Source organism: Pseudomonas sp. KB_15 (genome assembly GCF_052114525.1).
Classification (GTDB): Bacteria; Pseudomonadota; Gammaproteobacteria; order Pseudomonadales; family Pseudomonadaceae; genus Aquipseudomonas.
The window spans coordinates 19,538-42,351 of the sequence record NZ_JBFREX010000014.1 but is presented as its reverse complement, the minus strand read 5'-3'; the positions used below and the strand labels follow the sequence as shown (position 1 = coordinate 42,351).

At 59.5% G+C, this 22,814-nt stretch carries 22 protein-coding genes; 7 read left to right on the top strand and 15 right to left on the bottom strand.

All coding sequences use genetic code 11. The annotated features are described in order from the left end of the window. Nucleotides 1-180 precede the first annotated feature (180 nt). A complete protein-coding gene (gene mgrA / locus AB4Z35_RS14295; RefSeq protein ID WP_442097682.1) occupies nucleotides 181-1,218 on the top strand; it encodes an L-glyceraldehyde 3-phosphate reductase in 1,038 nt (345 codons plus the stop codon). A 144-nt stretch (nucleotides 1,219-1,362) separates the two neighbouring features. Here mgrA and tauD read toward each other — a convergent pair whose 3' ends face one another. From tauD to AB4Z35_RS14260, 7 genes are all read right to left on the bottom strand, one after another. Next, entirely contained in the window at nucleotides 1,363-2,205 is an 843-nt protein-coding gene (gene tauD, locus AB4Z35_RS14290) for a taurine dioxygenase (protein ID WP_442097681.1), read from the bottom strand. A 145-nt stretch (nucleotides 2,206-2,350) separates the two neighbouring features. Beyond that, nucleotides 2,351-3,184 carry a taurine ABC transporter permease TauC gene (gene tauC, locus AB4Z35_RS14285; RefSeq protein ID WP_442097679.1) on the bottom strand — a complete coding sequence of 278 codons (834 nt, stop codon included), beginning with the start codon at nucleotides 3,182-3,184 and terminating at the stop codon, nucleotides 2,351-2,353. After that, nucleotides 3,181-3,975 (bottom strand): taurine ABC transporter ATP-binding subunit, encoded by a 795-nt coding sequence (tauB, locus tag AB4Z35_RS14280; protein WP_442097677.1) that lies wholly within the window; start codon nucleotides 3,973-3,975, stop codon nucleotides 3,181-3,183. Before tauB ends, tauC begins: the two co-directional genes overlap by 4 nt. 15 nt (nucleotides 3,976-3,990) lie before the next feature. Beyond that, the gene (tauA, locus tag AB4Z35_RS14275; protein WP_442097675.1) at nucleotides 3,991-4,968 is read right to left on the bottom strand and encodes a taurine ABC transporter substrate-binding protein; all 978 of its coding nucleotides are present in this window, start codon (nucleotides 4,966-4,968) and stop codon (nucleotides 3,991-3,993) included. Nucleotides 4,969-5,208: 240 nt separating this feature from the next. Then, nucleotides 5,209-6,792 (bottom strand): glutamate--cysteine ligase, encoded by a 1,584-nt coding sequence (gshA, locus tag AB4Z35_RS14270; RefSeq protein ID WP_442097673.1) that lies wholly within the window; start codon nucleotides 6,790-6,792, stop codon nucleotides 5,209-5,211. Between the two features lie 273 nt (nucleotides 6,793-7,065). Next, the gene (locus AB4Z35_RS14265) at nucleotides 7,066-7,449 is read right to left on the bottom strand and encodes a PaaI family thioesterase (protein ID WP_008003235.1); all 384 of its coding nucleotides are present in this window, start codon (nucleotides 7,447-7,449) and stop codon (nucleotides 7,066-7,068) included. Beyond that, nucleotides 7,449-9,773, bottom strand: coding sequence for a Tex family protein (locus AB4Z35_RS14260; RefSeq protein ID WP_442097671.1), 2,325 nt, complete (start codon nucleotides 9,771-9,773; stop codon nucleotides 7,449-7,451). The genes AB4Z35_RS14265 and AB4Z35_RS14260 overlap by 1 nt, the downstream gene beginning before the upstream one ends. Before the next feature lie 361 nt (nucleotides 9,774-10,134). Between AB4Z35_RS14260 and ompR the strand changes: the two genes are divergently transcribed. Together ompR and AB4Z35_RS14250 are read left to right on the top strand one after the other, a co-directional pair. Then, nucleotides 10,135-10,875, top strand: coding sequence for an osmolarity response regulator transcription factor OmpR (ompR, locus tag AB4Z35_RS14255; protein ID WP_008003231.1), 741 nt, complete (start codon nucleotides 10,135-10,137; stop codon nucleotides 10,873-10,875). A gap of 115 nt (nucleotides 10,876-10,990) precedes the next feature. Next, entirely contained in the window at nucleotides 10,991-12,304 is a 1,314-nt protein-coding gene (locus tag AB4Z35_RS14250) for an ATP-binding protein (RefSeq protein ID WP_008003227.1), read from the top strand. A 167-nt stretch (nucleotides 12,305-12,471) separates the two neighbouring features. On the opposite strand, the gene rimK is transcribed toward AB4Z35_RS14250, so the two are convergent. Next, on the bottom strand, nucleotides 12,472-13,377 hold the full coding sequence (gene rimK / locus AB4Z35_RS14245) for a 30S ribosomal protein S6--L-glutamate ligase (protein ID WP_007972871.1): 906 nt from the start codon (nucleotides 13,375-13,377) through the stop codon (nucleotides 12,472-12,474). Then, on the bottom strand, nucleotides 13,374-13,853 hold the full coding sequence (rimB, locus tag AB4Z35_RS14240; protein WP_008003225.1) for a retropepsin-like aspartic endopeptidase RimB: 480 nt from the start codon (nucleotides 13,851-13,853) through the stop codon (nucleotides 13,374-13,376). The genes rimK and rimB overlap by 4 nt, the downstream gene beginning before the upstream one ends. Nucleotides 13,854-14,069: 216 nt before the next feature. Here rimB and AB4Z35_RS14235 point away from each other — a divergent pair, with 216 nt between their 5' ends. From AB4Z35_RS14235 to AB4Z35_RS14225, 3 genes are all read left to right on the top strand, one after another. After that, nucleotides 14,070-14,474 (top strand): RNA-binding S4 domain-containing protein, encoded by a 405-nt coding sequence (locus tag AB4Z35_RS14235; protein ID WP_442097668.1) that lies wholly within the window; start codon nucleotides 14,070-14,072, stop codon nucleotides 14,472-14,474. Nucleotides 14,475-14,702: 228 nt separating this feature from the next. Next, nucleotides 14,703-15,605 carry an Hsp33 family molecular chaperone HslO gene (gene hslO, locus AB4Z35_RS14230; RefSeq protein ID WP_442097666.1) on the top strand — a complete coding sequence of 301 codons (903 nt, stop codon included), beginning with the start codon at nucleotides 14,703-14,705 and terminating at the stop codon, nucleotides 15,603-15,605. A 180-nt stretch (nucleotides 15,606-15,785) separates the two neighbouring features. After that, a complete protein-coding gene (locus tag AB4Z35_RS14225; RefSeq protein ID WP_442097664.1) occupies nucleotides 15,786-17,327 on the top strand; it encodes a phosphoenolpyruvate carboxykinase in 1,542 nt (513 codons plus the stop codon). 58 nt (nucleotides 17,328-17,385) lie between these two features. Here AB4Z35_RS14225 and AB4Z35_RS14220 read toward each other — a convergent pair whose 3' ends face one another. The 6 genes from AB4Z35_RS14220 to AB4Z35_RS14195 all read right to left on the bottom strand — a co-directional run bounded on the left by AB4Z35_RS14220 (nucleotide 17,386) and on the right by AB4Z35_RS14195 (nucleotide 20,388). Next, on the bottom strand, nucleotides 17,386-17,739 hold the full coding sequence (locus AB4Z35_RS14220; protein ID WP_442097663.1) for a DUF1493 family protein: 354 nt from the start codon (nucleotides 17,737-17,739) through the stop codon (nucleotides 17,386-17,388). Nucleotides 17,740-17,954: 215 nt separating this feature from the next. Then, nucleotides 17,955-18,428, bottom strand: a complete 474-nt coding sequence (locus AB4Z35_RS14215) for a helix-turn-helix domain-containing protein (RefSeq protein WP_442097661.1) — start codon at nucleotides 18,426-18,428, stop codon at nucleotides 17,955-17,957. Nucleotides 18,429-18,659: 231 nt separating this feature from the next. Then, a complete protein-coding gene (gene nadS, locus AB4Z35_RS14210) occupies nucleotides 18,660-18,947 on the bottom strand; it encodes a NadS family protein (protein WP_442097659.1) in 288 nt (95 codons plus the stop codon). 2 nt (nucleotides 18,948-18,949) lie between these two features. Beyond that, nucleotides 18,950-19,264 carry a type II toxin-antitoxin system RelE/ParE family toxin gene (locus AB4Z35_RS14205; RefSeq protein ID WP_442097657.1) on the bottom strand — a complete coding sequence of 105 codons (315 nt, stop codon included), beginning with the start codon at nucleotides 19,262-19,264 and terminating at the stop codon, nucleotides 18,950-18,952. A gap of 127 nt (nucleotides 19,265-19,391) precedes the next feature. After that, nucleotides 19,392-19,691 carry a hypothetical protein gene (locus tag AB4Z35_RS14200; protein ID WP_442097655.1) on the bottom strand — a complete coding sequence of 100 codons (300 nt, stop codon included), beginning with the start codon at nucleotides 19,689-19,691 and terminating at the stop codon, nucleotides 19,392-19,394. A gap of 358 nt (nucleotides 19,692-20,049) precedes the next feature. After that, on the bottom strand, nucleotides 20,050-20,388 hold the full coding sequence (locus AB4Z35_RS14195; RefSeq protein WP_442097653.1) for a hypothetical protein: 339 nt from the start codon (nucleotides 20,386-20,388) through the stop codon (nucleotides 20,050-20,052). Between the two features lie 449 nt (nucleotides 20,389-20,837). Here AB4Z35_RS14195 and AB4Z35_RS14190 point away from each other — a divergent pair, with 449 nt between their 5' ends. Then, nucleotides 20,838-22,772 (top strand): RecQ family ATP-dependent DNA helicase, encoded by a 1,935-nt coding sequence (locus AB4Z35_RS14190; protein ID WP_442097652.1) that lies wholly within the window; start codon nucleotides 20,838-20,840, stop codon nucleotides 22,770-22,772. The last annotated feature ends 42 nt before the right edge of the window (nucleotides 22,773-22,814 follow it).

Here is a 22,814-nt window from a genome sequence, read left to right as displayed (position 1 = left end):
CTGTCGACCCTGATCACGCAAGCCTGTCGCTGTTTTGTTCAATTCTCCGGGCAAATCAATTTTCTGTGAAACGTTTCAGCAATTCATCGACTCTCAGGTTTTTTGGCTTTGATCCGGGCGTATGCTGGGCGACTGGCGAAGCAGTCGATACCAGATTCAAGACCGACAAGAGAGGATTCGATGACTTACACCGCTGCCGAAAACCGCTATGACGCCATCCCTTACCGCCGCGTAGGCCGCAGCGGTCTGGTGTTGCCGGCGCTGTCGCTGGGCCTGTGGCATAACTTCGGCGACAGCACGCCGATCGATACCCAGCGCGCGTTGTTGCGCACGGCATTCGACCTGGGCATCAACCATTTCGACCTGGCCAACAACTATGGCCCGCCGTATGGCAGCGCCGAGATCAACTTCGGTCGTTTGTTGCGTGAAGACTTCAAGCAGTACCGTGACGAACTGATCATTTCCAGCAAGGCCGGTTGGGACATGTGGCCCGGTCCTTACGGTCAGGGCGGCGGTTCGCGCAAGTATGTGCTGGCCAGCCTCGACCAGAGCCTTCAGCGTCTGGGCGTGGACTACGTCGACATCTTCTATTCCCACCGATTCGACCCGGACACGCCACTGGAAGAAACCGCCAGCGCACTCGCGACAGCAGTGCAACAGGGCAAGGCGCTGTACATCGGCATCTCGTCTTATTCCGGGGTGAAAACCCGTAAAATGGCCGCGTTGCTCAAGGAATGGAAAGTCCCGTTGCTGATCCATCAACCGGCGTACAACCTGCTCAATCGCTGGGTTGAAGAAGACCTGCTGGATACCACCGACGAACTCGGCACTGGCGTGATTGCCTTCACGCCACTGGCCCAGGGCTTGCTGACTGACAAATACCTCAACGGCGTGCCGGCGGATGCGCGGGTCAATCGTCCGGGTGGAGGCTCGTTGCAGGCGTCGCACTTGTCCGAGGCCAACATCGCCCACGTGCGAGCGCTCAACGAAATTGCCAGGCGTCGCGGTCAGAGCCTGGCGCAACTGGCGCTGGCCTGGACCCTGCGCGACCCTCGGGTTACTTCGGCGCTGATCGGTGCGAGCCGGCCGGAGCAGATCATCGAGAACGTGGGGGCGTTGAAGAATCTGAGCTTCAGTGCAGAGGAACTGGCGGAGATAGATCGATTTGCCCAAGAGGGTGGGATCAATCTTTGGGAGAAGCCTTCGATGGCTGTGTAAGAGTCAGGCGCCGGGTCTTCTGGTGCCTGTCCCGGCCTCATCGCGAGCAAGCTCGCTCCCACAGGTTGGTGGTAGACACAAATCCAATGTGGGAGCGAGCTTGCTCGCGATGAGGGCTGAACAGGCAATGAAAATGTCAGGGATTCAGCGAAAAAACGGCACATCCCCCAACACCGTCGCCCGCTGCATCACCCGCCGCGCCGGGCGGTAATCGTCTACTGCGTAATGCTGGGTCACGCGGTTATCCCAGAACGCAATGTCATCCTGCTGCCAGCGCCAGCGAATGGTGAACTCCGGCCGTGTGGCATGGGCAAACAAAAACTTCAAAATCGCCTCGCTTTCCGTATCCGACAACTCGTTGATCTTCGAAGTAAAGCCTTCGTTGACGAACAGCGAGCGCCGCCCGCTCACCGGATGGGTGCGGATCACCGGGTGCGCCAGCGGCGGATTCTTGCGTCGTGCTTCTTCCCACTGGGCCAGCGCCTCGGGCGTGTTGCCATAGCGCTCCAGCGGGAACGAACGGGTGAAATCGTGGGTGGCGGTCAGGCCTTCGAGCAAGGTTTTCATCGGTGCCGACAAGGCTTCATACGCCGCGATGCCGCTGGCCCACAACGTGTCGCCGCCAAACTCCGGCAGCAGCTTGGCACTGAGCACCGCGCCCATTGCCGGGGTCGGCAGGAAGGTCACGTCGGTGTGCCAGATCGCGTTATCGCGCACGTCGGTGACGGCGGTATCGAGGATCAGCACTTGCGGTTGTTCCGGCACATTGGGGTAGATCGGATGAATGTGCAGGTCGCCGAAACAGGCGGCGAATCGTGCTTGTTGCTGCGGTGTGATCGGCTGGTCGCGAAAGAACAGGACTTGATGTTTGAGCAGGGCTTGTTCGATGGTATTGCGTTGTTCCGCGCTCAGCGGCTGGCTGATGTCGATGCCGCTGATTTGCGCGCCGAGGGCCGAGCTAAGGGGKACGATGGTCAACTGGCTCATGGTGGTTCTCATTGATCCGGGGTGTCGAGCTTTTGTGGGAGCGAGCTTGCTCGCGATAGCGGACTGTCAGGCGACACAAGTGTTGAACGTGCAACCGCCATCGCGAGCAAGCTCGCTCCCACAGGGGTACTCACAGGGCAATTATTCAGTGGGCCTGGCCATGCCACGGCACCAGTTTGCGTTGCAAGGCACGCAGGCCCATTTCCATGGCGAAGGCGATCAGCGCGATCACCAGAATCCCCAGCACCACCACATCGGTGACCAGGAACTGTGCGGCCGATTGCACCATGAAGCCCAAACCGCTGGTGGCGGCGATCAACTCGGCGGCGACCAGTGTCGACCAACCCACACCGAGGCCAATGCGCACACCGGTCAGTATGTCCGGCAAGGCACTCGGCAAAATCACGTGGCGAATCAACTGCGCGCGAGTGGCACCCAACGACTGCGCGGCACGCAATTTGGCCGGATCGACCGTGCGCACACCGGTGGCGGTGGCGATGGCAATCGGGGCGAAGATCGCCAGGTAGATCAGCAGCACTTTCGACAATTCACCGATACCGCACCAGATCACGATCAGTGGCAGGTAGGCCAGCGGCGGAATTGGCCGGTAGAACTCGATCAGAGGATCGAGTACACCACGGGCGATACGGTTGGAGCCGATGGCGATTCCCACCGGCACGGCAGTGAGAATCGCAAAACCGAGGCCCAGGCCGATGCGGCCCAGACTCGCACCGAGGTGCTGCCACAGGGTTGAATCCATATAACCCGAGGTCGCCAGCAGCCAGCCTTTTTGCAGCACGGCGGAGGGCGGCGGCAGGAACAGCGGTTCGATCAAGCCAGTGGCGGTTACGCCCCACCAAATGACCAGCAAGGCGATCAGCGTCAGAACACTGATCCAGCGAGTGCTCAAGCTGCGTCGTGCCACAGACACGGCAGTGCCTGGCTTTATCGCGGCGACGGGGATTTCATAACTGCTCATGCGCGCTCCTGCCGCTGGACGGCGCTGCGTTGGGAGAACACTTTGGCGAGTACGTGTTCGCGGGTTTCGATAAAACGCGGGTCGGATTTGATCGAACGAGCCGACTCACCGGCGGCGTAACGTTGACCAAAATCGAGGCTCAGGCGCTCGACGATTTGCCCCGGGTTCGGCGCCAACAGAATCAGGTCGGTGGCGAGGAACACGGCTTCTTCAATGTCATGGGTAATCAGGAACACCGGTTTGGCGGTGCGTCGCCAGACTTGCAGCAACAGTTCCTGCATCTGCTCGCGGGTGAAGGCGTCGAGGGCGCCGAAAGGTTCGTCCATCAGCAACACGCGCGGGTCGGCGGCGAGGGCACGGGCCAGACCGACACGCTGCTTCTGGCCGCCCGAGAGCTGCCAGATGCGGCGCTGTTCAAAACCGGAAAGATCGACCAGGGCGAGCATTTCCCTGGCGCGAGCTTCGCGTTTGTCCCGGGCGATGCCGGCCAGCTCAAGACCGAAACCGACGTTGGCCAACACGTCCTGCCATGGCAACAGCGCGTCGTCCTGGAACACTACGCCGCGCTCGGCGCTCGGGCCTTTGACTGGCACGCCATCGAGGGTGATGCGCCCGGCGCCGGGCTCGACGAAACCGGCAATCAGGTTCAACAGCGAAGTCTTGCCACTGCCGGACGGGCCGAGGGCGACCAGCAATTGCCGGGGGCCGAGGCTCAGAGAGATATCCGCCAACACCGGTTCCGGGTTGCCGGGGTACTGTGCGCTGATACGCTCCAGCTGTAGCAAGGCCATCGCATTGACTCCCGATCAGTTGGTGATGAACTTGGCGCTGACGTACGGCGCGTAGTCCGGCAGCACAGCCTCGACCTTGCCTTGTTCCTTGAGGAACGCCGCGGTGTCGGTGATGGCTTTGGTGGTTGGCGCGCCGAGAGTGATCACCTGATCAGCCGCCAGCGGGTAGACGTTGCCTTGCAGCAGCAGCGGAATATCGCTGGCCTTGGCACCAGACAGTTTTACAAGCTTGTCGACGTTGCCCTGATTGGCGAGCCAGGCTTGTGGGTCTTTGCGGTAATCGGCGTAGGCATCCAGAGTCACTTTGGCGAACGCGGTGACGATCTCCGGGTACTTCTCGGCGAAATCCTTGCGCACGATCCAGGCATCGAACGTCGGTGCGCCGAACTTGGCCAGCTCGCCAGAGGTGATCAACACTTTGCCGTTTTCCCTGGCTACACCGAGGGCCGGGTCCCAGACGTAAGTGGCGTCGATGTCACCGCGTTTCCAGGCGGCAATGATCGCCGGTGGCGCCAGGTTGAGAACGGTGACTTTCGACGGGTCGATGTTCCAGTGCTTCAGTGCGGCGAGCAGGCTGTAGTGGCCGGTGGATACAAACGGCACGGCGATTTTCTTGCCGATCAGGTCTTGTGGGGTCTTGATCCCGGAACCATCGCGGGCAACCAAGGCTTCAGCGGCGCCGATCTGGGTGGCGATAAGGAATGTTTCTACCGGGACTTTGCGAGTGATTGCGGCGGTCAGAGGGCTGGAGCCGAGGTAGCCGATCTGCACGTCGCCGGAGGCAATGGCGGCGATGATATCGGCACCGTTGTCGAATTTGCGCCAGCTGATATCGGCCTTGGTGGCTTTTTCGTAGGCGCCGTCGGCCTGGGCGACTTTCGCCGGGTCAACGGTGGTCTGGTAGGCGACGGTGACACCGGCTGCCTGGGCAAAGAAACTTGCGGTAGCCAAGGAAGCGGCCGCCAGCAAGCGTAGAGGGAAAGTCAGTTTCATCAGAAAGCTCCTTGTCAGGCGACCGAGTGTCGGCATGAGAAAGAGACTAAATGATCTAAGAATTCGAAAATAAATAACTTTTTCGAATGAGCTTATGAGAGGAACACTTGAGGAGCGACCGCTACGCGGTCATCGCGAGCAAGCTCGCTCCCACAGTGGATCTTCGGTGTGAGCACAATCGTGCAAACACCATTGAACCCTGTGGGAGCGAGCTTGCTCGCGATAAGGTCCGAAGGACCTTCAGTTGCTGATCGCCAGAATGCTCGCCTGGTACGCCCCGACAAACACATCGAAATCACCGACTTCGTTCTGTTCCAGCTCAACCTGCTGAGCCAGCGATGAACGCGCCAGTTCTTCAAACCTGCTTTGTTCTTCAGCCGCCAACGGCTCGCTGCGGAAGAACTCGGCATGGGCCTGGCTCTGGCGCAGGGAGAACTGGGCAAAGCTCTCCTTGTGCTCGGCCATCGCCGCCAACACCTGGGCCGACGGCGTCAGGGACGGGTCCAGGACCTTGGCCATCTGGGCGTCCAGCGCCTTGCTGTGGGCATCGCCGCCATGGCTCTGGTCGAGCATCGCGGCCAGCGGAGCGATTTTTTCCAGCAGTTCGCCGGCCCATTCCTTCAGATCAACCGGCTGCCCGTCGCGTTGCAGTTGCAGACCCGGACGACGACCTTCCTTGACCACGCTGAGGAAGTTCGAGGTCGCGTTGCCGCAACTGGTGTTGGTCAGCAGCGGGCTGTCGTTGAGCGCGCAGTACAGCAGGAATGCATCGAGGAAACGCGCCTCGGTGAGGTCGATGCCCATCGGCAGGAACGGGTTGATGTCAAGGCAACGCACTTCGACGTACTGGATGCCGCGGGCCATCAGCGCCTGGATCGGCCTCTCGCCGGTATAGGTCACGCGTTTCGGGCGGATGTTGGAGTAGTACTCGTTTTCGATCTGCAGGATGTTGGTGTTGAGCTGTACCCACTCGCCATCCTGGTGGGTACCGATTTCGACGTACGGCGCATACGGCGTGGCCACCGCTTTGCGCAGGCTGTCGGTGTAGCTGTTCAGATCGTTGTAGCACGGCGTCAGGCCGGCCTGGGCGTTGCTCTGGTAACCCAGGTCGCTCATGCGCAGGCTGGTGGCGTACGGCAGGTACAAAGTCTGCGGGTCCAGTTGTTCCAACTGGTGCGAACGACCGCGCAGGAACCCGGCGTCCAGTGCTGGTGAAGCACCGAACAGGTACATCAGCAGCCAGCTGTAGCGGCGGAAGTTGCGGATCAGTGCGATGTAGGACGACGACTGAAAATCGCGGTCGGTGCCGACAAAACCTTCGGCCTGCCTGAGTAGCGGCCAGAGTTTTTCCGGCAGGGAAAAGTTGTAGTGGATGCCGGCAATGCATTGCATGGTCTTGCCGTAACGCAGGGCCAGGCCCTTGCGGTACACGTACTTGAGCTGCCCGATATTGGACGTGCCGTAATAGGCGATCGGGATGTCTTCCTCGGCCGGCAACGGGCACGGCATCGATGGGCTCCACAGATACTCGTTACCGAGCTTGCTGTAGGCAAAGCGGTGAATCCTGTCCAGGCTCGCCAACGTGTCCGCAGGGTCGGGCAGGGCCGGAGTGATGAACTCCAGCAGCGACTCGGAGTAGTCGGTGGTGATCTGTTCGTTGGTCAGCGCGGAACCCAATTCTTCCGGGTGCGGCGTTTGCGCCAGGCGACCTTCGCCGTTCACGCGCAGGCATTCACGTTCGATGCCGTGAAGGCACTGTTCGAGCAGAGAGAGGTTAGCGCGCTCGCCGAGCAGGGCCAGGCGGCGGTTGAGAAGTTCGCTCAAGTTGGATTCCTTCACGCGTCAGTCGCCCCAATATGGGGGTGGGCAAGACGGTCTACAAGGGTGAAGTTAAAACTGGCGTTTTCGCCTGGTTTTTCGAGCCGCACAGGCCATGTGCCGGTCAGTCAGTAACTGCACAATCCCTGTGGGAGCGAGCTTGCTCGCGATGAGGGCGTATCAGTCAACATTAACGTCGTCTGACACACCGCCATCGCGAGCAAGCTCGCTCCCACAGGTTTCATTGCGTCGAAATTAACTCAATTTGATGACGACTAGCTACAGGACAGCGAACGTGCCTTGTGCTTTTGCGACCAGTTTGTCGCCCTGCATCACATCGGCCTCGACCACCAGTGTGCGGCGGCCCGGGTGGATCACCCGCGCCGTGCACATCACCTCGCCTTCGGATACGGCGCGGATGTAGTTGATCTTGCACTCGATGGTCGCGCTCTGCTGGTCAAAGCCATGGGTGCTGGAACAGGCCAGCCCCATGGCAATGTCCACCAGGCTGAACAAGGCCCCGCCGTGGAGCTTGCCACCGCGATTGCGCAGCTCGGGTTCAAGCGCCAGGGCGACTTGCGCCACCCCGGTTTCCAGACTGTGCAAGCGGCAGCCCAGCAGCTTGAAAAACGCGCTTTCGGTCAGCCCGGCGGGAATGTCCATCAGCGTTTCTTCAACTGTTTGGCATTGGCGAACAGCGAAGCCATGGCATTGTTGCTCGGTGCTGCTGCCGTGGTTTCCTTGCGCGGTGCAGTGTTCTGGGATTGGCGTGGCGCCGATCCCGGACGCGCGCCGCGAGCGCCGTCGATTTTCTCGCCCGGGGTGTCGCTCATGCGCATCGACAGGCCAACGCGTTTGCGCGGGATGTCGACTTCCATGACCTTCACTTTCACCACGTCACCGGCCTTCACCGCTTCGCGCGGATCCTTGATGAACTTCTCCGAAAGCGCGGAGATATGCACCAAACCGTCCTGATGCACGCCGATATCGACGAAGGCACCGAAGTTGGTCACGTTGGTCACCACGCCTTCGAGGATCATACCCAGTTGCAGGTCCTTGAGGTCTTCGACGCCTTCCTGGAACTCGGCCGTCTTGAACTCGGGACGCGGGTCACGGCCGGGCTTATCCAGTTCCTGAAGGATGTCGGTGACCGTTGGCAGACCGAAGGTTTCGTCGGTGAATTTCTTCGGATCAAGGCGCTTGAGGAAACCACTGTCGCCAATCAGCGAACGAATATCGCGATCGGTCTCGGCGGCGATACGCTGCACGAGTGGATAGGCTTCCGGGTGTACCGCGGAGGCGTCCAGCGGGTTGTCGCCGTTCATCACGCGCAGGAATCCGGCGGCCTGTTCGAAGGTTTTTTCGCCCAGGCGCGCGACTTTCTTCAGCGCGGCGCGGGTCTTGAACGCGCCATGCTCGTCGCGGTGGCTGACGATGTTCTGCGCCAGGGTTGCGTTGAGGCCGGAAATCCGTGCCAGCAACGCCACGGAAGCGGTGTTCACGTCCACGCCGACGGCGTTCACGCAGTCCTCGACCACTGCATCCAGGCCACGGGCCAGTTTCAGCTGCGACACGTCGTGCTGGTACTGGCCAACGCCGATGGATTTCGGATCGATCTTCACCAGCTCAGCCAGCGGATCTTGCAGGCGACGGGCAATGGACACGGCGCCACGGATCGACACGTCGAGGTCCGGGAATTCCCTGGAGGCCAGTTCCGACGCCGAGTAAACCGATGCACCGGCCTCGGAAACCATGACCTTGGTCATCTTCATCGCTGGATATTTTTTGATCAGCTCGGCGGCCAGCTTATCGGTTTCACGGCTGGCGGTACCGTTGCCGATGGCGATCAGGTCCACCGAGTGCTTGGCGCACAGGGCGGCGAGCACCGCGAGGGTCTGGTCCCACTTGTTGTGCGGCACGTGCGGGTAAACCGTGGCGTGATCCAGCAGCTTGCCGGTGGCATCAACCACGGCCACTTTGCACCCGGTACGCAGGCCAGGGTCGAGGCCCAAAGTGGCGCGCGGGCCGGCCGGGGCCGACAGCAGCAGGTCGTGCAAGTTGTGGGCGAAAACGTTGATCGCTTCGGTTTCCGCGCCATCGCGCAGCTCGCCCAGCAGGTCGGTTTCCAGATGGGTGTAGAGCTTGACCTTCCAGGTCCAGCGCACTACTTCGCCCAGCCATTTGTCGGCGGCGCGGTTCTGGTTCTGGATACCGAATTGCTGGCCAATCATGCCTTCGCACGGGTGCATGGTGCCCGGCAATTCGTCGCCGACCTTCAGCGCGGAGCTGAGGATGCCTTCGTTGCGGCCACGGAAAATTGCCAGCGCGCGGTGCGACGGCATGCTTTTGAGCGGTTCGTCGTGTTCGAAGTAGTCGCGGAACTTGGCGCCCTCCTCCTCCTTGCCGGCAATCACGCGGGCACTGAGGGTGGCCTCCTGCTTGAGGTAGTTGCGCAGCTTGTCCAGCAGGCCGGCGTCTTCGGCGAAGCGCTCCATGAGGATGTACTTGGCGCCTTCGAGGGCAGCCTTCACATCGGCCACGCCTTTTTCTGCGTCGATGAAACGTGCGGCTTCGGTTTCCGGGCTCAGGGACGGGTCGTTGAACAAGCCGTCGGCCAGTTCGCCGAGGCCGGCTTCCAGGGCGATCTGGCCCTTGGTGCGGCGCTTCTGCTTGTACGGCAGGTACAAGTCTTCGAGGCGGGTCTTGGTGTCGGCGAGCTTGATGTCGCGTTCAAGTTGCGGCGTCAGCTTGCCTTGCTCTTCGATGCTGGCAAGGATGCTGATGCGCCGTTCGTCGAGTTCTCGCAGGTAGCGCAGGCGCTCTTCCAGATGACGCAATTGCGTATCGTCTAGGCTGCCGGTCACTTCTTTTCGGTAACGGGCGATGAAGGGAACGGTAGAGCCTTCATCGAGTAGCGCGACGGCCGCTTCGACCTGTTGTGGGCGTACACCGAGTTCCTCGGCGATGCGGCTGTTGATGCTGTCCATAAAACCACCTGACAAATTGTGAAAGCAGGCTCGCAGGCGCAAGGATAAGGGCTCGGCGAGTCTGGTTGAGCGGCCTGGCCTGCGCCGCTACCTGGATCAAAAGGTATCCCGTTGACCCGTGAAATCGAACAATTACTGCCGACACCATGAAAATAAATGGCGTCTGTCTGTAGTACCTGTCTGATGTTGCCTGACACAAAAGGCCGCGCATTATAACCAGCGTTCTGTCGTTCGGGGGCATCGCAGGCAGCAGGCACAACGGCCGGTTTTCTGGCGCTAAAGGAAAAATCTGCTAACAATGCACACGGTGCGTATAACGGCAGCTACGCCATAATGCGCGCCGAGATCAAAGGAGCATCCAATGAGCAGCACTGCAAACATTGCTGAAGGCGAAAAAATTCTTATTGTTGACGACGATCCGGGCCTCAGCAGCCTGTTGGAACGTTTTTTCGTCAGCAAGGGCTATCGCGCCCGCGCCGTACCGAACACTGAGCAAATGGATCGCCTGCTGGCGCGCGAAGTGTTCAACCTGGTCGTCCTCGACCTGATGTTGCCCGGCGAAGACGGTCTGACCGCCTGCCGCCGTCTGCGCAACGCGAACAACCAGATTCCGATCATCATGCTCACCGCCAAGGGCGACGAGTTGAGCCGCATCAAGGGCCTGGAACTGGGCGCCGACGATTACCTGGCCAAGCCGTTCAACCCGGATGAGCTGATGGCCCGCGTCAAAGCGGTATTGCGTCGCCAGTCGGCTCCGGTGCCTGGCGCCCCGGGCAGCGAAGACGAAAGCGTGACCTTCGGTGACTACGAGTTGTCCCTGGCCACCCGCGAGCTCAAGCGTGGCGAAGAAGTGCACATGCTCACCACCGGTGAGTTCGCAGTGCTCAAGGCCCTGGTGATGAACGCGCGTCAACCGCTGACCCGCGACAAATTGATGAACCTGGCCCGTGGCCGCGAGTGGGATGCCCTGGAGCGTTCCATCGATGTGCAGATTTCCCGTCTGCGCCGGATGATTGAGCCCGACCCCTCCAAACCGCGTTACATCCAGACTGTCTGGGGCGTGGGTTACGTGTTTGTTCCGGATGGTACCGCCACCAAGTGATTGGCGATTTGTAGGAACGGGTCATGCGGACACTGGATCAATCGATCCTGTCCGCAGACTCGCAAACCGCAATATGCGAGCATCGCTCTCTCCTGCAAGCGTTTAACGGTTACTCATGAAAACCCCCGTTTGGTTCCCCCAGAGCTTCTTCTCCCGCACCCTTTGGCTGGTGCTCATCGTCGTACTCTTCTCCAAGGCGCTGACCCTGGTTTATCTGCTGATGAACGAAGACGTGCTGGTGGACCGCCAGTACAGCCACGGTGTCGCCCTGACGCTGCGCGCCTATTGGGCCGCCGATGAAGAAAGCCGCGGCAAGATCGCCGAGGCCGCGACCCTGATCCGGGTGGTGGGTGCCGGCGTGCCGGAAGGCGAACAACACTGGCCTTACAGCGAGATCTACCAGCGGCAGATGCAGGCGGAGCTGGGTGCCGACACTGAAGTCCGGCTGCGTATGCATTCGCCACCGGCGCTGTGGGTTCGGGCACCAAGCCTGGGCGATGGCTGGCTGAAAGTACCGCTGTATCCCCATCCGTTGCGCGGCCAGAAAATCTGGAATGTACTGGGCTGGTTCCTCGCTATTGGTCTGCTTTCCACCGCTTCGGCCTGGATCTTCGTCAGCCAGCTCAATCAACCTTTGAAACGTCTGGTGTATGCCGCGCGGCAACTGGGCCAGGGGCGTAGCGTGCGCCTGCCGATCAGCGATACGCCGAGTGAGATGACCGAGGTTTACCGCGCTTTCAACCAGATGGCCGAAGACGTCGAGCAGGCCGGTCGCGAACGTGAGCTGATGCTGGCCGGGGTTTCCCATGATTTGCGCACGCCGTTGACCCGCTTGCGTCTGTCCCTGGAATTGATGGGTGATCGTACCGACCTGACCGACGACATGGTGCGCGATATCGAAGACATGGACGCGATTCTCGATCAGTTCCTGGCGTTCATTCGTGACGGGCGCGACGAGTCGGTGGAAGAAGTTGACCTGAGCGACCTGGTCCGCGAAGTCGCTGCGCCCTACAACCAGAATGAAGAGAAAGTGCGGCTGCGCCTGGAGCCGATTCAGCCGTTTCCGTTGCGTCGTGTGTCGATGAAGCGATTGCTGAACAACCTGATCGGCAATGCGCTGCATCATGCCGGCAGCGGTGTAGAGGTGGCGGCGTATGTGTCCGGGGACACCAGCGCGCCGTATGTGGTGCTGAGTGTCATGGACCGTGGTGCCGGTATTGATCCGTCGGAACTGGAAGCGATATTCAACCCGTTCACCCGCGGTGATCGTGCCCGGGGCGGGAAGGGCACCGGTTTAGGGTTGGCGATCGTGAAGCGGATTGCTTCGATGCATGGCGGGAATGTTGAGTTGCGTAACCGCTCGGGTGGTGGGCTGGAAGCGCGAGTGCGCTTGCCGTTGGGGTTGATGTTGCCGCGGGATGCTGTTTAAAAACAGGATTTTGCAGAGGGGCTGAAGGCCCCTTCGTCGGAACGCCGCCCGGAGCAAGCCCGCTCCCATAGTGATCGTGTTGAACACAAATTGTATGTCCACTGAAGATCACTGTGGGAGCGAGCTTGCTCGCGATGGCGGCATCCCTGCCGCCACAAAATTCAGAATCAACCCTTGCCCTTGGTCCGCGTCATATTCGGCCCGCCATTTTTCTCCAGATGCTCGATGATGATCCCCGCGACATTCTTGCCAGTGGTGGTCTCGATCCCTTCCAGCCCCGGCGACGAGTTCACTTCCATCACCAGCGGCCCGTGATTGGAGCGCAGGATGTCCACACCCGCTACCGCCAGCCCCATGACCTTGGCTGCGCGCAACGCCGTCATGCGCTCTTCCGGCGTGATCTTGATCAGGCTCGCGCTGCCACCGCGATGCAGGTTGGAGCGAAACTCGCCGGGCTTGGCCTGGCGCTTCATTGCGGCAATCACCTTGTCCCCGACGACGAAGCAGCGAATGTCCGCGCCACCGGCTTCCTTGATGTACTCCTGAACCATGATGTTCTGCTTGAGGCCCATGAACGCCTCGATCACCGATTCTGCGGCTGTAGCGGTTTCGCACAGCACCACGCCGATGCCTTGGGTGCCTTCCAGCACCTTGATCACCAGCGGCGCGCCGTTGACCATTTCGATCAGGTCGGGAATGTCATCGGGGGAGTGGGCAAACCCGGTCACCGGCAAGCCGATCCCGCGACGGGACAGCAATTGCAGCGAACGCAGCTTGTCCCGTGAACGGGCAATGGCCACCGATTCGTTGAGCGGAAATACCCCCATCATTTCGAACTGGCGCAGCACTGCGCAGCCATAAAAGGTCACGGACGCACCGATCCGTGGAATCACCGCATCGAAACCCTCCAGCGGTTTGCCGCGGTAGTGGATCTGCGGCTTGTGGCTGGCGATGTTCATGTAGGCGCGCAGGGTATCGACCACCACCATTTCATGGCCGCGTTCAGTACCGGCTTCAACCAGGCGGCGGGTGGAATACAGACGCGGGTTCCGCGACAGCACAGCGATCTTCATGCAACACCTGTGGAGGAGGTAGATACCGGGAACACCGGCTTGTCTTGTACATACTTGATGCCCGGATTGACCACCAACTGGCCGTGGATCAGGGCTTTGGAGCCGAGCAGCAGGCGATAACGCATGGACTTGCGGCAGGCGAGCGTGAACTCGACCCGCCAGACCCGATCACCAAGGGCCAGGGTGGTGCTGATCACGTATCGCACCTGCGCGTGACCGTTTGAGCTTTTAATGGTTTTCATCGTCACCAACGGTGCTTCGCAGCGCCGGTGGCGCAGTTGTACGACGGAACCCAGGTGGGCGGTAAAACGCACCCACTGCTCACCATCGCGCTCGAACAGCTCGATTTCGGTGGCGTGGAGGCTTGAGGTGCTGGCACCGGTGTCGATTTTTGCCCGAAGGCCCGCGACTCCCAAATCCGGGAGCGCCACCCACTCGCGCAGACCGACAACGGTCAAATGGTCAAATGTCTTCAAAAGTGCTCAACCGGTAGAAACCGCTCGGGCCGCATGCGGCCGAATTCGCGGTATTCACGCAGAATAATGGTTAAAAGGCGACAGATATCTACGGCCCGGATTTCCAGCCTCGCAAGGAGGTTATGGAATGTCAGCATTGTAATCCGAGCCGGTGAAATTCTTGGTACGTCAGAAACGGTAGTACAGTTCACCAATATTTCAGAATGAGGAAATTCCATGGCACAAAAAAACGAAGAGGACGACAAAGTCCGCCTCGATAAATGGTTGTGGGCTGCACGATTTTACAAAACCCGTGCCCTGGCCAAGGCGGCGATTGAAAGCGGCAAGGTGCATTGCCGGGGCGAACGCTGCAAGCCGGGTAAAGAGCCACGGGTCGGTGACGAGTTTGTGATTCGCACCGGTTTCGATGAGCGCACGGTAGTGGTCCAGGCGTTGTCGATCGTTCGCCGTGGCGCACCGGAGGCGCAGATGCTGTACGCCGAAACTGAAGCCAGCATCGCCAAGCGCGAAAACGCCRCCGCCGAGCGCAAAGCAGGTGCTCTGGGCGTGAGCACCGATGGCAAACCGAGCAAGAAACAGCGGCGGGATCTGTTCAAGTTTCGTGGTAGCAGCAATGAATGATTGACCGGGGCCGTCGATCACTCAAACAGGCAAAGACTTGTAATTGTGCTTGCGCGTAGCCATATGGGGTAATTCGCCTACCCTTTATGAGCCATTGGCAGTGCCATTCGTCGTAAAACGCACACAGTCGCCGGCCTGTAAGCCATAACCCGACAGCAAGACGCTATGGCCAAGACGCAACCTCGAATTCTGTAATCACTTTTGTCACCACTTCAGATACCCAGACTTATGACTGACCTACCGGATAACGACTTCACCCAACGCTTCATCTTCGATGACAGCGACACCCGTGGCGAGCTGGTCTCATTGGAGCTCAGCTACGCCGAAGTCCTGGCCAAACACGCCTACCCGCAGCCGGTCGCGCAACTGCTCGGCGAGCTGATGGCGGCCGCATCGTTGCTGGTTGGCACGATGAAGTTCGATGGCTTGCTGATTCTGCAAGCCCGCTCCGAAGGCCCGATCCCGCTGCTGATGATCGAGTGCTCCAGCGAGCGCGACATCCGTGGCCTGGCCCGTTATGACGCGGACCGTATCGCTCCCGATGCCACCCTGGCCGACCTGATGCCCGATGGTGTCCTGGCATTGACCATCGACCCGAAACAGGGCCAGCGCTACCAGGGCATCGTCGATCTCGACGGCACCACCCTGTCCGAATGCTTCACCAACTATTTCGTCATGTCCCAGCAAGTCGGCACGCGATTCTGGCTGTACGCCGATGGTCGTCGCGCCCGTGGCCTGTTGCTGCAACAACTGCCGGCCGACCGTTTGAAAGACGAAGATGAGCGCGCCGCCAGCTGGCAGCACATCACTACGCTGGGCGGTACGCTGACCGCCGATGAGCTGTTGAGCCTGGACAACGAAACCGTGCTGCATCGCCTGTACCACGACGAGCAGGTGCGTCTGTTCGATGTGCAGAAGTTGCGCTTCCGTTGCAGCTGCTCGCGCGAACGTTCGGCCAATGCGCTGGTCAGTCTGGGGATGGAAGACGCGCAGCATTTGGTGGTCGAACACGGTGGCAATATCGAAATCGATTGCCAGTTCTGCAATCAGCGCTACCTGTTCGACGCAGCCGATGTCACTCAATTGTTCGCCGGTGCGGGTATCGATACGCCGTCAGATACTCGTCACTAAAACGGTTCAGCGCAGGTAAATTCACTGGCTACCGCCGGATTAATGCCGTTACGACAGGAGGGGCCTACTTTTTTTGGGCTTTTCTGGCATAATCCGGCCCACTTTTTTCGCGGTAGTAGTGCACGACTTTCTACTACAAAAACGTTTGGAGCACTCGGCCACTGGCCGACGGGGAACCTCATGACGCAAGCCAATAATGCCGTGTACACCGATCTGAGTGTTGATGATCTGGTTAAAGAAGCCCTCAACCGCGGTGAAGGCGAGCTTGCCGATACCGGCGCACTGGTTGTTCGTACCGGTCACCGTACCGGCCGTTCGCCAGTCGACCGTTTCATCGTTGAAGAGCCAAGCACCCAGGCCGCTATCGCCTGGGGCCCGATCAACCGCAAGTTCCCRGCCGACAAGTTCGACGCCCTGTGGGCTCGCGTTGAGGCATTCAACAACGCGCAAGAGCATTTCGTTTCCCACGTGCATGTAGGTGCGGCTTCCGAGCACTACCTGGCCGTGAAGATGACCACACAGACCGCCTGGCAGAACCTGTTCGGCCGTTGCCTGTTCATCAACCCGGCCCAGTACAACCCGGCTGGTCGTGAAGAGTGGCAGGTCCTCAACGTTGCCAACTTCGAATGCGTGCCAGAGCGTGACGGCACCAACTCCGACGGCTGCGTGATCATCAACTTCGCACAGAAGAAAGTGCTGATCGCCGGCATGCGTTACGCCGGTGAAATGAAGAAAGCCATGTTCTCGGTGCAGAACTTCCTGCTGCCGGCCGCCGACGTGCTGCCAATGCACTGCGCCGCCAACATCGGCGAAGAGGGCGACGTGACCCTGTTCTTCGGTCTGTCCGGCACTGGTAAAACCACCCTTTCCGCTGACGAAAGCCGTTACCTGATCGGTGACGACGAACACGGCTGGGGCGAAGGCGTTGTGTTCAACATCGAAGGCGGTTGCTATGCCAAGTGCATCGACCTGTCCGAGAAGAACGAGCCGGTTATTTGGAAAGCCATCAAGCACGGCGCGGTCCTGGAAAACGTCGTCATCGACGACGCCAAGCACGCCGACTACGCCGATGTCAGCCTGACCCAGAACAGCCGCGCCGCCTACCCGCTGGAGCACGTTGCCAAGCGCTCCGAGAAGAACCTCGGTGGCGAGCCGAACGCTGTGATCTTCCTGACCTGCGACCTGACCGGCGTACTGCCGCCAGTGTCGATCCTCAACGAAGAACAAGCGGCCTACCACTTCCTGTCCGGTTACACCGCACTGGTGGGCTCGACCGAAATGGGTTCGGGCAGCGGCATCAAGTCGACCTTCTCCACCTGCTTCGGCGCACCGTTCTTCCCGCGTCCGGCTGGTGAATACGCTGAGCTGCTGATCAAGCGCATCCGCGGCTTCGGCTCCAAGGTCTACCTGGTCAACACCGGCTGGACCGGCGGTGGCTACGGCGTCGGCAAGCGCTTCAACATCCCGACCACCCGTGCCGTGATCGCAGCGATCCAGAGCGGCGCGCTGATCGGTACCAAGACCGAGCACCTGGACACCATCAACCTCGACGTGCCACTGGCCGTACCGGGCGTTGAGACTGGCCTGCTGAACCCACGCAACACCTGGGCCGACAAAGCCGCCTACGACGAAGCCGCCAAAGCACTGGCCGGCCTGTTCATCGAGAACTTCAAGAAGTTCGAAGTGAGCGACGCGATCAAGGCTGCGGGTCCTAAGTTGTAAGTGCTGGTTTGAGCTAACGAAAAAGCCGCCCTTCGGGGCGGCTTTTTTGTGCGCGTCGCTACAAGCCTTCCAGCGCCTGCGTGTCCCAGCGTTGGGCCTTGATGGCCCGGTAGAGCATGCCGATGGTCAATGGCACCTTGTCGCCGCGACCCTTGGCTTTGCGCTTGAGAAATACATCGTAGCCGTCGGGCTGGAAATAGCGATAGCTGTCGAAATCCACGAAGTCGATGGCGAAGTGGTTTTCCAGGGTTTCGATCAAATGTTGCGCATCGACACCGTTGCAGCCCAGGTCGAAGTTGATCGAGGTGTTGAGGCTGATGGTTTTGCGCTCGGGTAGGCCGAGTTCTTCGTGCAGCAGTTGTATGAGTTGCTGCATTGAATGGTCGTCGGGGAAGTTGAGGGCGAGGTTCATTGCGGGGCGTCCGGTTGGGCATGGCCGAATCTTAGAGGTCGTCGAGTTTGGAGGAAAGACTTAGGGAGAGAGTGGCTGAGCGCGGAACCTGTGGCGAGGGAGCTTGCTCCCGCTGGACTGCGCAGTAGTCCTTCTTTTCAGGGTCGCTTCGCAACCGGTTTCCCGTTTTAGCGCCCTACACGCACCTCGGTCTACCTATTAATTAGGTGTTGAGCTCAGTCTTCTTTTTTTGTCAGTAACGCGGACAGTGAGTGGGTATTCAGCGGGAAGGAGTGGAGATCGCTCTCGCTGAGGTACGACTTACCAACGACGCCATCTGTCTGTAAGGAAAATGGTTTGTTTTCTTTGGCAGCGGTTGTGCTTTGTTTGCGTCGGGGCTTTTCGACCTTTCGACTTGCAGTTCGACATAGCTTTCCATCCTGCAGTCGACGTCCCGTTTCATCGGCTGCGCCAATCTTGTTCAAATCCTGCTCCAAACCCAATACGTGCATCACCGACAGATAAGCTCCCATCGTTACTCCCGCACCACCAGATTCCAGGGAGCGCAATGTCATGACTGACATCCCGGCTCGTTCGGCCACTTGTTTAGCCGTGAGTTTTCTACGCAAACGGGCCAGTTTCAGGCGCTCACCGAGGTCGGTCAGTAGTCGTGCAATCGACGGCAGAAGCGGCGCTGTTTTTCTAGCCATGTGGCTATTATTCCTTCACTCATGAGGCGATAACGCCAGAATAATTGCAGTTCTGCGAGACGTTTCTGGAGTGACATTTTCTACATAGGCTATCCAGTTACCGCGTGTCCCAGCGCAGCTTTGCTATCGCTTGGTAAAGCATGCCAATGGTCAGGGCCGTCTTATCGCCGCGTCCCTTCGCCAGTCAACGGTCAACATCTGGGACGAAGGCAATCAACGGAGGTGCTCTGTTTAATCGGCTAACGCATTCAGCACATGGACAGGGTCATTATGAATGGCTTTCAGCAAGGCTTTGGCAGGGCCTGTCGGTTCGCGGCGGCCCTGCTCCCAGTTGCGCAGGGTGCCGAGTTGGACATCGATCAACGCTGCGAACTTGGCTTGAGTCAAACCTGTAGCCTTACGAATTTCTTTGACTTGCAACGCATCAACCCGGAATTCGCGGGAAGGCCGACGTTCGCCCCGTACGATCTCGTCCATCTGTTGCACGCTTTCCATCAGCTCATCAAAAAATTTGCTCATGGTTATCTCCAGTGTTCGATGACGGTTTTCAACGCTTTGCGCTCATCGGCGGTCAGGTCTTGTTGTTCATTTTTAGGGTAGATCATCAACAAAGCGATCTGCGATGCCGAGACGAAATGGTAGTAAATCACGCGGGCTCCGCCTCGTTTGCCATGTCCCTTGGCTGCGACCCGCATTTTGCGAATCCCGCCTGTCCCTTCAATAACGTCGCCAGCCGAAGGGTTCAACACCAGCAGCTTCTGCAAGGCGATATAGGCATCGTCATCCAGTAACTCTTTGGCTCGACGGGTGAAAACTGGGGTCTCAATGAAAATCATCGCTAATGTACGCCATTGGCTTACTTTCGGGCAATGCTGATCAGATTGAATGGACTTTCATCTGGTCAGTTGCGGCAGGTGTTGATCGTTCTCACGCAGAACGTGGGAACGATCTGTTCACTCGACTTTAGGCTGGGGCTTTCCAGTTGAGCATGCGTTGCTGGGCGATTTTGAGCAGGTCGCAGCCGTCCTGGGTCAGCAGGTAGAGGGCGTGGGTGATGTGGGGGATATCTTCGAGGTCGCCGTGTTTGAAGCATTGGCAGTGCAGGGTTTGCAGCAGGTCGCTGGACGCCCGGATGCGTTGGAGGGCGGCTTCGAGGATGTCTTGGGGGTTGGCTTCTGTGTCGATGATCAGGGGCGGGGAATCGGTGAGGTTGGTGTGGAGCGGTAGATAGCGTTCGTTGGTGAACGGATTCCATTTATTCATGATGTGCAATCTCAGATGTGCCAGAAAGGACCGCCATCATCGTGACCAAACGATGGGAGGCGACTGTGTTCGGGTTGGTCAACCGGTGAGATCTACGCACAGAACCGGCATGCCCGAAGGCATCCCAAACACAGCCACCATATAGCGTGCAGACACAAAAAAGCGTCGGCAGCATACAACGGGTGAGTACGTAGATCTAATTCGGGTGACCAAGCCCGAGTCGCTGATTTGGCAGCGACAGCCCGGACTATAGGATTGAGTGACTGGTCATCGATAGTCGACAAGGTGTCTTGTTTTGTAGGACCTTGCCGAAGCTTTCATAGGTCGTTGCTGACGGCGTTATCCACAGTGGACCGCGTTATCGTTTTTCGCGAGCAAGCCCGCTCCCACAGGGAGTTGTGGTGGGGCAAGCAACGTGTTTCGGCAAGCGTTGCCGGGCGATGTCGAGCAGGTCGTTGCCGTCCTGGGTCAGCAGGTACAGGGCGCTGACGATCTTGGGGATGTCGCTCGCTTCGGCCTGTTTGAAACAGGTGCAATAAAGGGTTTCGAGCAGATCGCTGGCGGCGCGGATGCGTTGTCGGGCGGCGTCGAGGATCTCGAAGGGGTCGGCCTCGGTATCGATGACCAGCACCGGGGTTTCGCTGTAGCGGGTCTTGAGCGGGTGGTAGCGGGCTGTCAGTGAGTCGGGGTTTTTCATTAAGTGGGTCCTGTGCGAAATCGGCAAGTGTTCCCGGCAGGCCGAGACACTGTTTTCAGCCGCGCAGGAAACTATAGGAGGGTATGGCGTTGGGGGACAAGACGGCTGAGATCGACAGGCTTTGTAAGGGTTTTGTCATATTTGGAGGAAGGGGACTACAGGTTGGTGGTGGGTTTTCAACGCGAAATGGCGAGAGGTAAAAATGCTTACAGCGTTTTCAGTCGCTTCGCAGTAAATCTCGGTAGAGGGTGCCTCGGACAATGTCGGGTGTTTCGAGTTTTGCGGTGGGTGTGTTGGCCTCTTCGCGATCTGTCCGTTACCCGATTCCTCAAGCCCTTGCAGCCATCCGCTGTATCATCCCCTATCGTTTTCGCCCCCGACCTTTTCTTGACTCGCTGCAATCGCCGGCCAGGCTTTTGACTCCCCAGCGGTCAATGGAGTGACAGCTTATGCACAACACCCTGGAACAGGTTTTCGGTTATCCACAGTTTCGACCCGGTCAGGAGACGGCCGTCAGTGCTGTGTTGGCCGGGCGTTCGGCGGCGGCGATTTTCCCCACCGGTTCGGGCAAATCCCTTTGCTACCAATTGCCGTCGCTGTTGCTGCCGCACCTGACGCTGGTGGTCTCGCCGTTGCTGGCGTTGATGCAGGATCAGCTGTCGTTCCTGCAGCGCCACGGCATCTCGGCGGGCAGTATCGATTCGGCCCAGAGCCGCGATGACGCCAGTGACGTCATGGCCCGGGCCAAGTCCGGCGAATTGAAGATTTTGATGATCTCGGTGGAACGCTTGAAGAACGAGCGTTTTCGCCATTTCCTGCAGCAAGTACCGATCTCGCTGCTGGTGGTGGACGAGGCGCACTGCATCTCCGAATGGGGGCATAACTTTCGCCCGGACTACCTCAAGCTTCCCGATTATCAACGCCAGTTCAATATCCCTCAGGTTCTGCTGCTTACTGCAACGGCAACGCCGAAGGTCATCGCCGACATGCAGGCGAAATTCGCCATCGCCGCCGAGGATGTAGTGACCACCGGTTTCTATCGCCCGAACCTGAATTTGCTGGTGGAGCCGGTTCGCGGAGCGGACAAGCGCAGACGCCTCGTCGAGTGGATGAGCCAGCGTCCGGAGCAGCCGAGCATCGTCTACGTCACCCTGCAGAAAACGGCGGAGCACATCGCCGAACACCTGAACCGCAACGGCATTCAGGCCGAGGCCTATCACGCCGGGTTGCCCCATGAGCAACGGGAGGCGATCCAGCGTCGCTTCATGGGCGGGCAGTCCAATTGCATCGTCGCCACCATCGCCTTTGGCATGGGTATCGACAAGAGCGACATCCGCAACGTGGTGCACTTCGACCTGCCCAAATCCATCGAAAACTACAGTCAGGAAATAGGCCGTGCCGGGCGTGACGGGCAACCGTMGGACTGCCTGGTGTTGGCCAACCGCGACAGCCTCAACGTGCTGGAGAACTTCGTCTACGGCGACACGCCCGAGCTGGATGGCATCCGTTGCGTGCTGGACGAGATGCTTGCCGCAGCACCCGAAGGGCAGTGGGAGTTTCTGTTGGGGCCGTTGGCCGATCAGAGCAATATTCGCCAGTTGCCGCTCAAGACCTTGCTGGTGCAACTCGAATTGCGCGGGTTGATCGCCCCGCGCTACGCCTACTACGCCGAGTACCGTTTCAAGTATGTGCAGGAGCCCGAGGCGCTATTGGCGCGTTTCGAAGGCGAGCGCAGGGATTTTGTCGCAGCGATCATCCAGACCTCCAGCCGCGCCCGAACCTGGGCCACGGTGAATTTCGAGGCGTTGTACGAGCAGCACCGGGCCGAACGCAGTCGGGTGGTCAAGGCGCTGGATTACTTCCAGGAGAAGGGCTGGGTGGAGCTGGAAAGCAAGCAGATGACCGAGGTCTACAGCGTGCTGCAAAGCGGTTTCGACAGCGCCGCATTGAGCGAGGAACTGCACGGCTATTTCACTCGGCATGAGCGCACCGAGGTCGCGCGGATTCACGCGATGCTGGATCTGTTCGCCACCGACCGTTGCCTGGGTTACCGCCTGGCTGAGTACTTCGGCGACCACAATGCCCCGCAGCAATGTGGCCATTGTTCGGTGTGTCACGGGCAAGTGGCGCGGTTGCCCGCACCACCGGAGTTGCCGGCGCTTGTGGATAAAAATTTCGAGACGCTGTGTGGCGACTTTATCCACAGGCACGAGCAGCACACGGGCAACGTGCCCTCGGCTGAACGCGTGACACGGTTTCTGTGCGGAATCAGCGTGCCGCTGTTCACCAAACTCAAGGCGCGGTCGATTCCCGGTTTTGCAGCGCTGGAGGATTACCCGTATGCCGGGGTGCGGGGGTGGGCCGAGCAACATTTGTCAGGCTGAGTCGTAACCCTTGTGGGAGCGAGCCTGCTCGCGATGACGTTG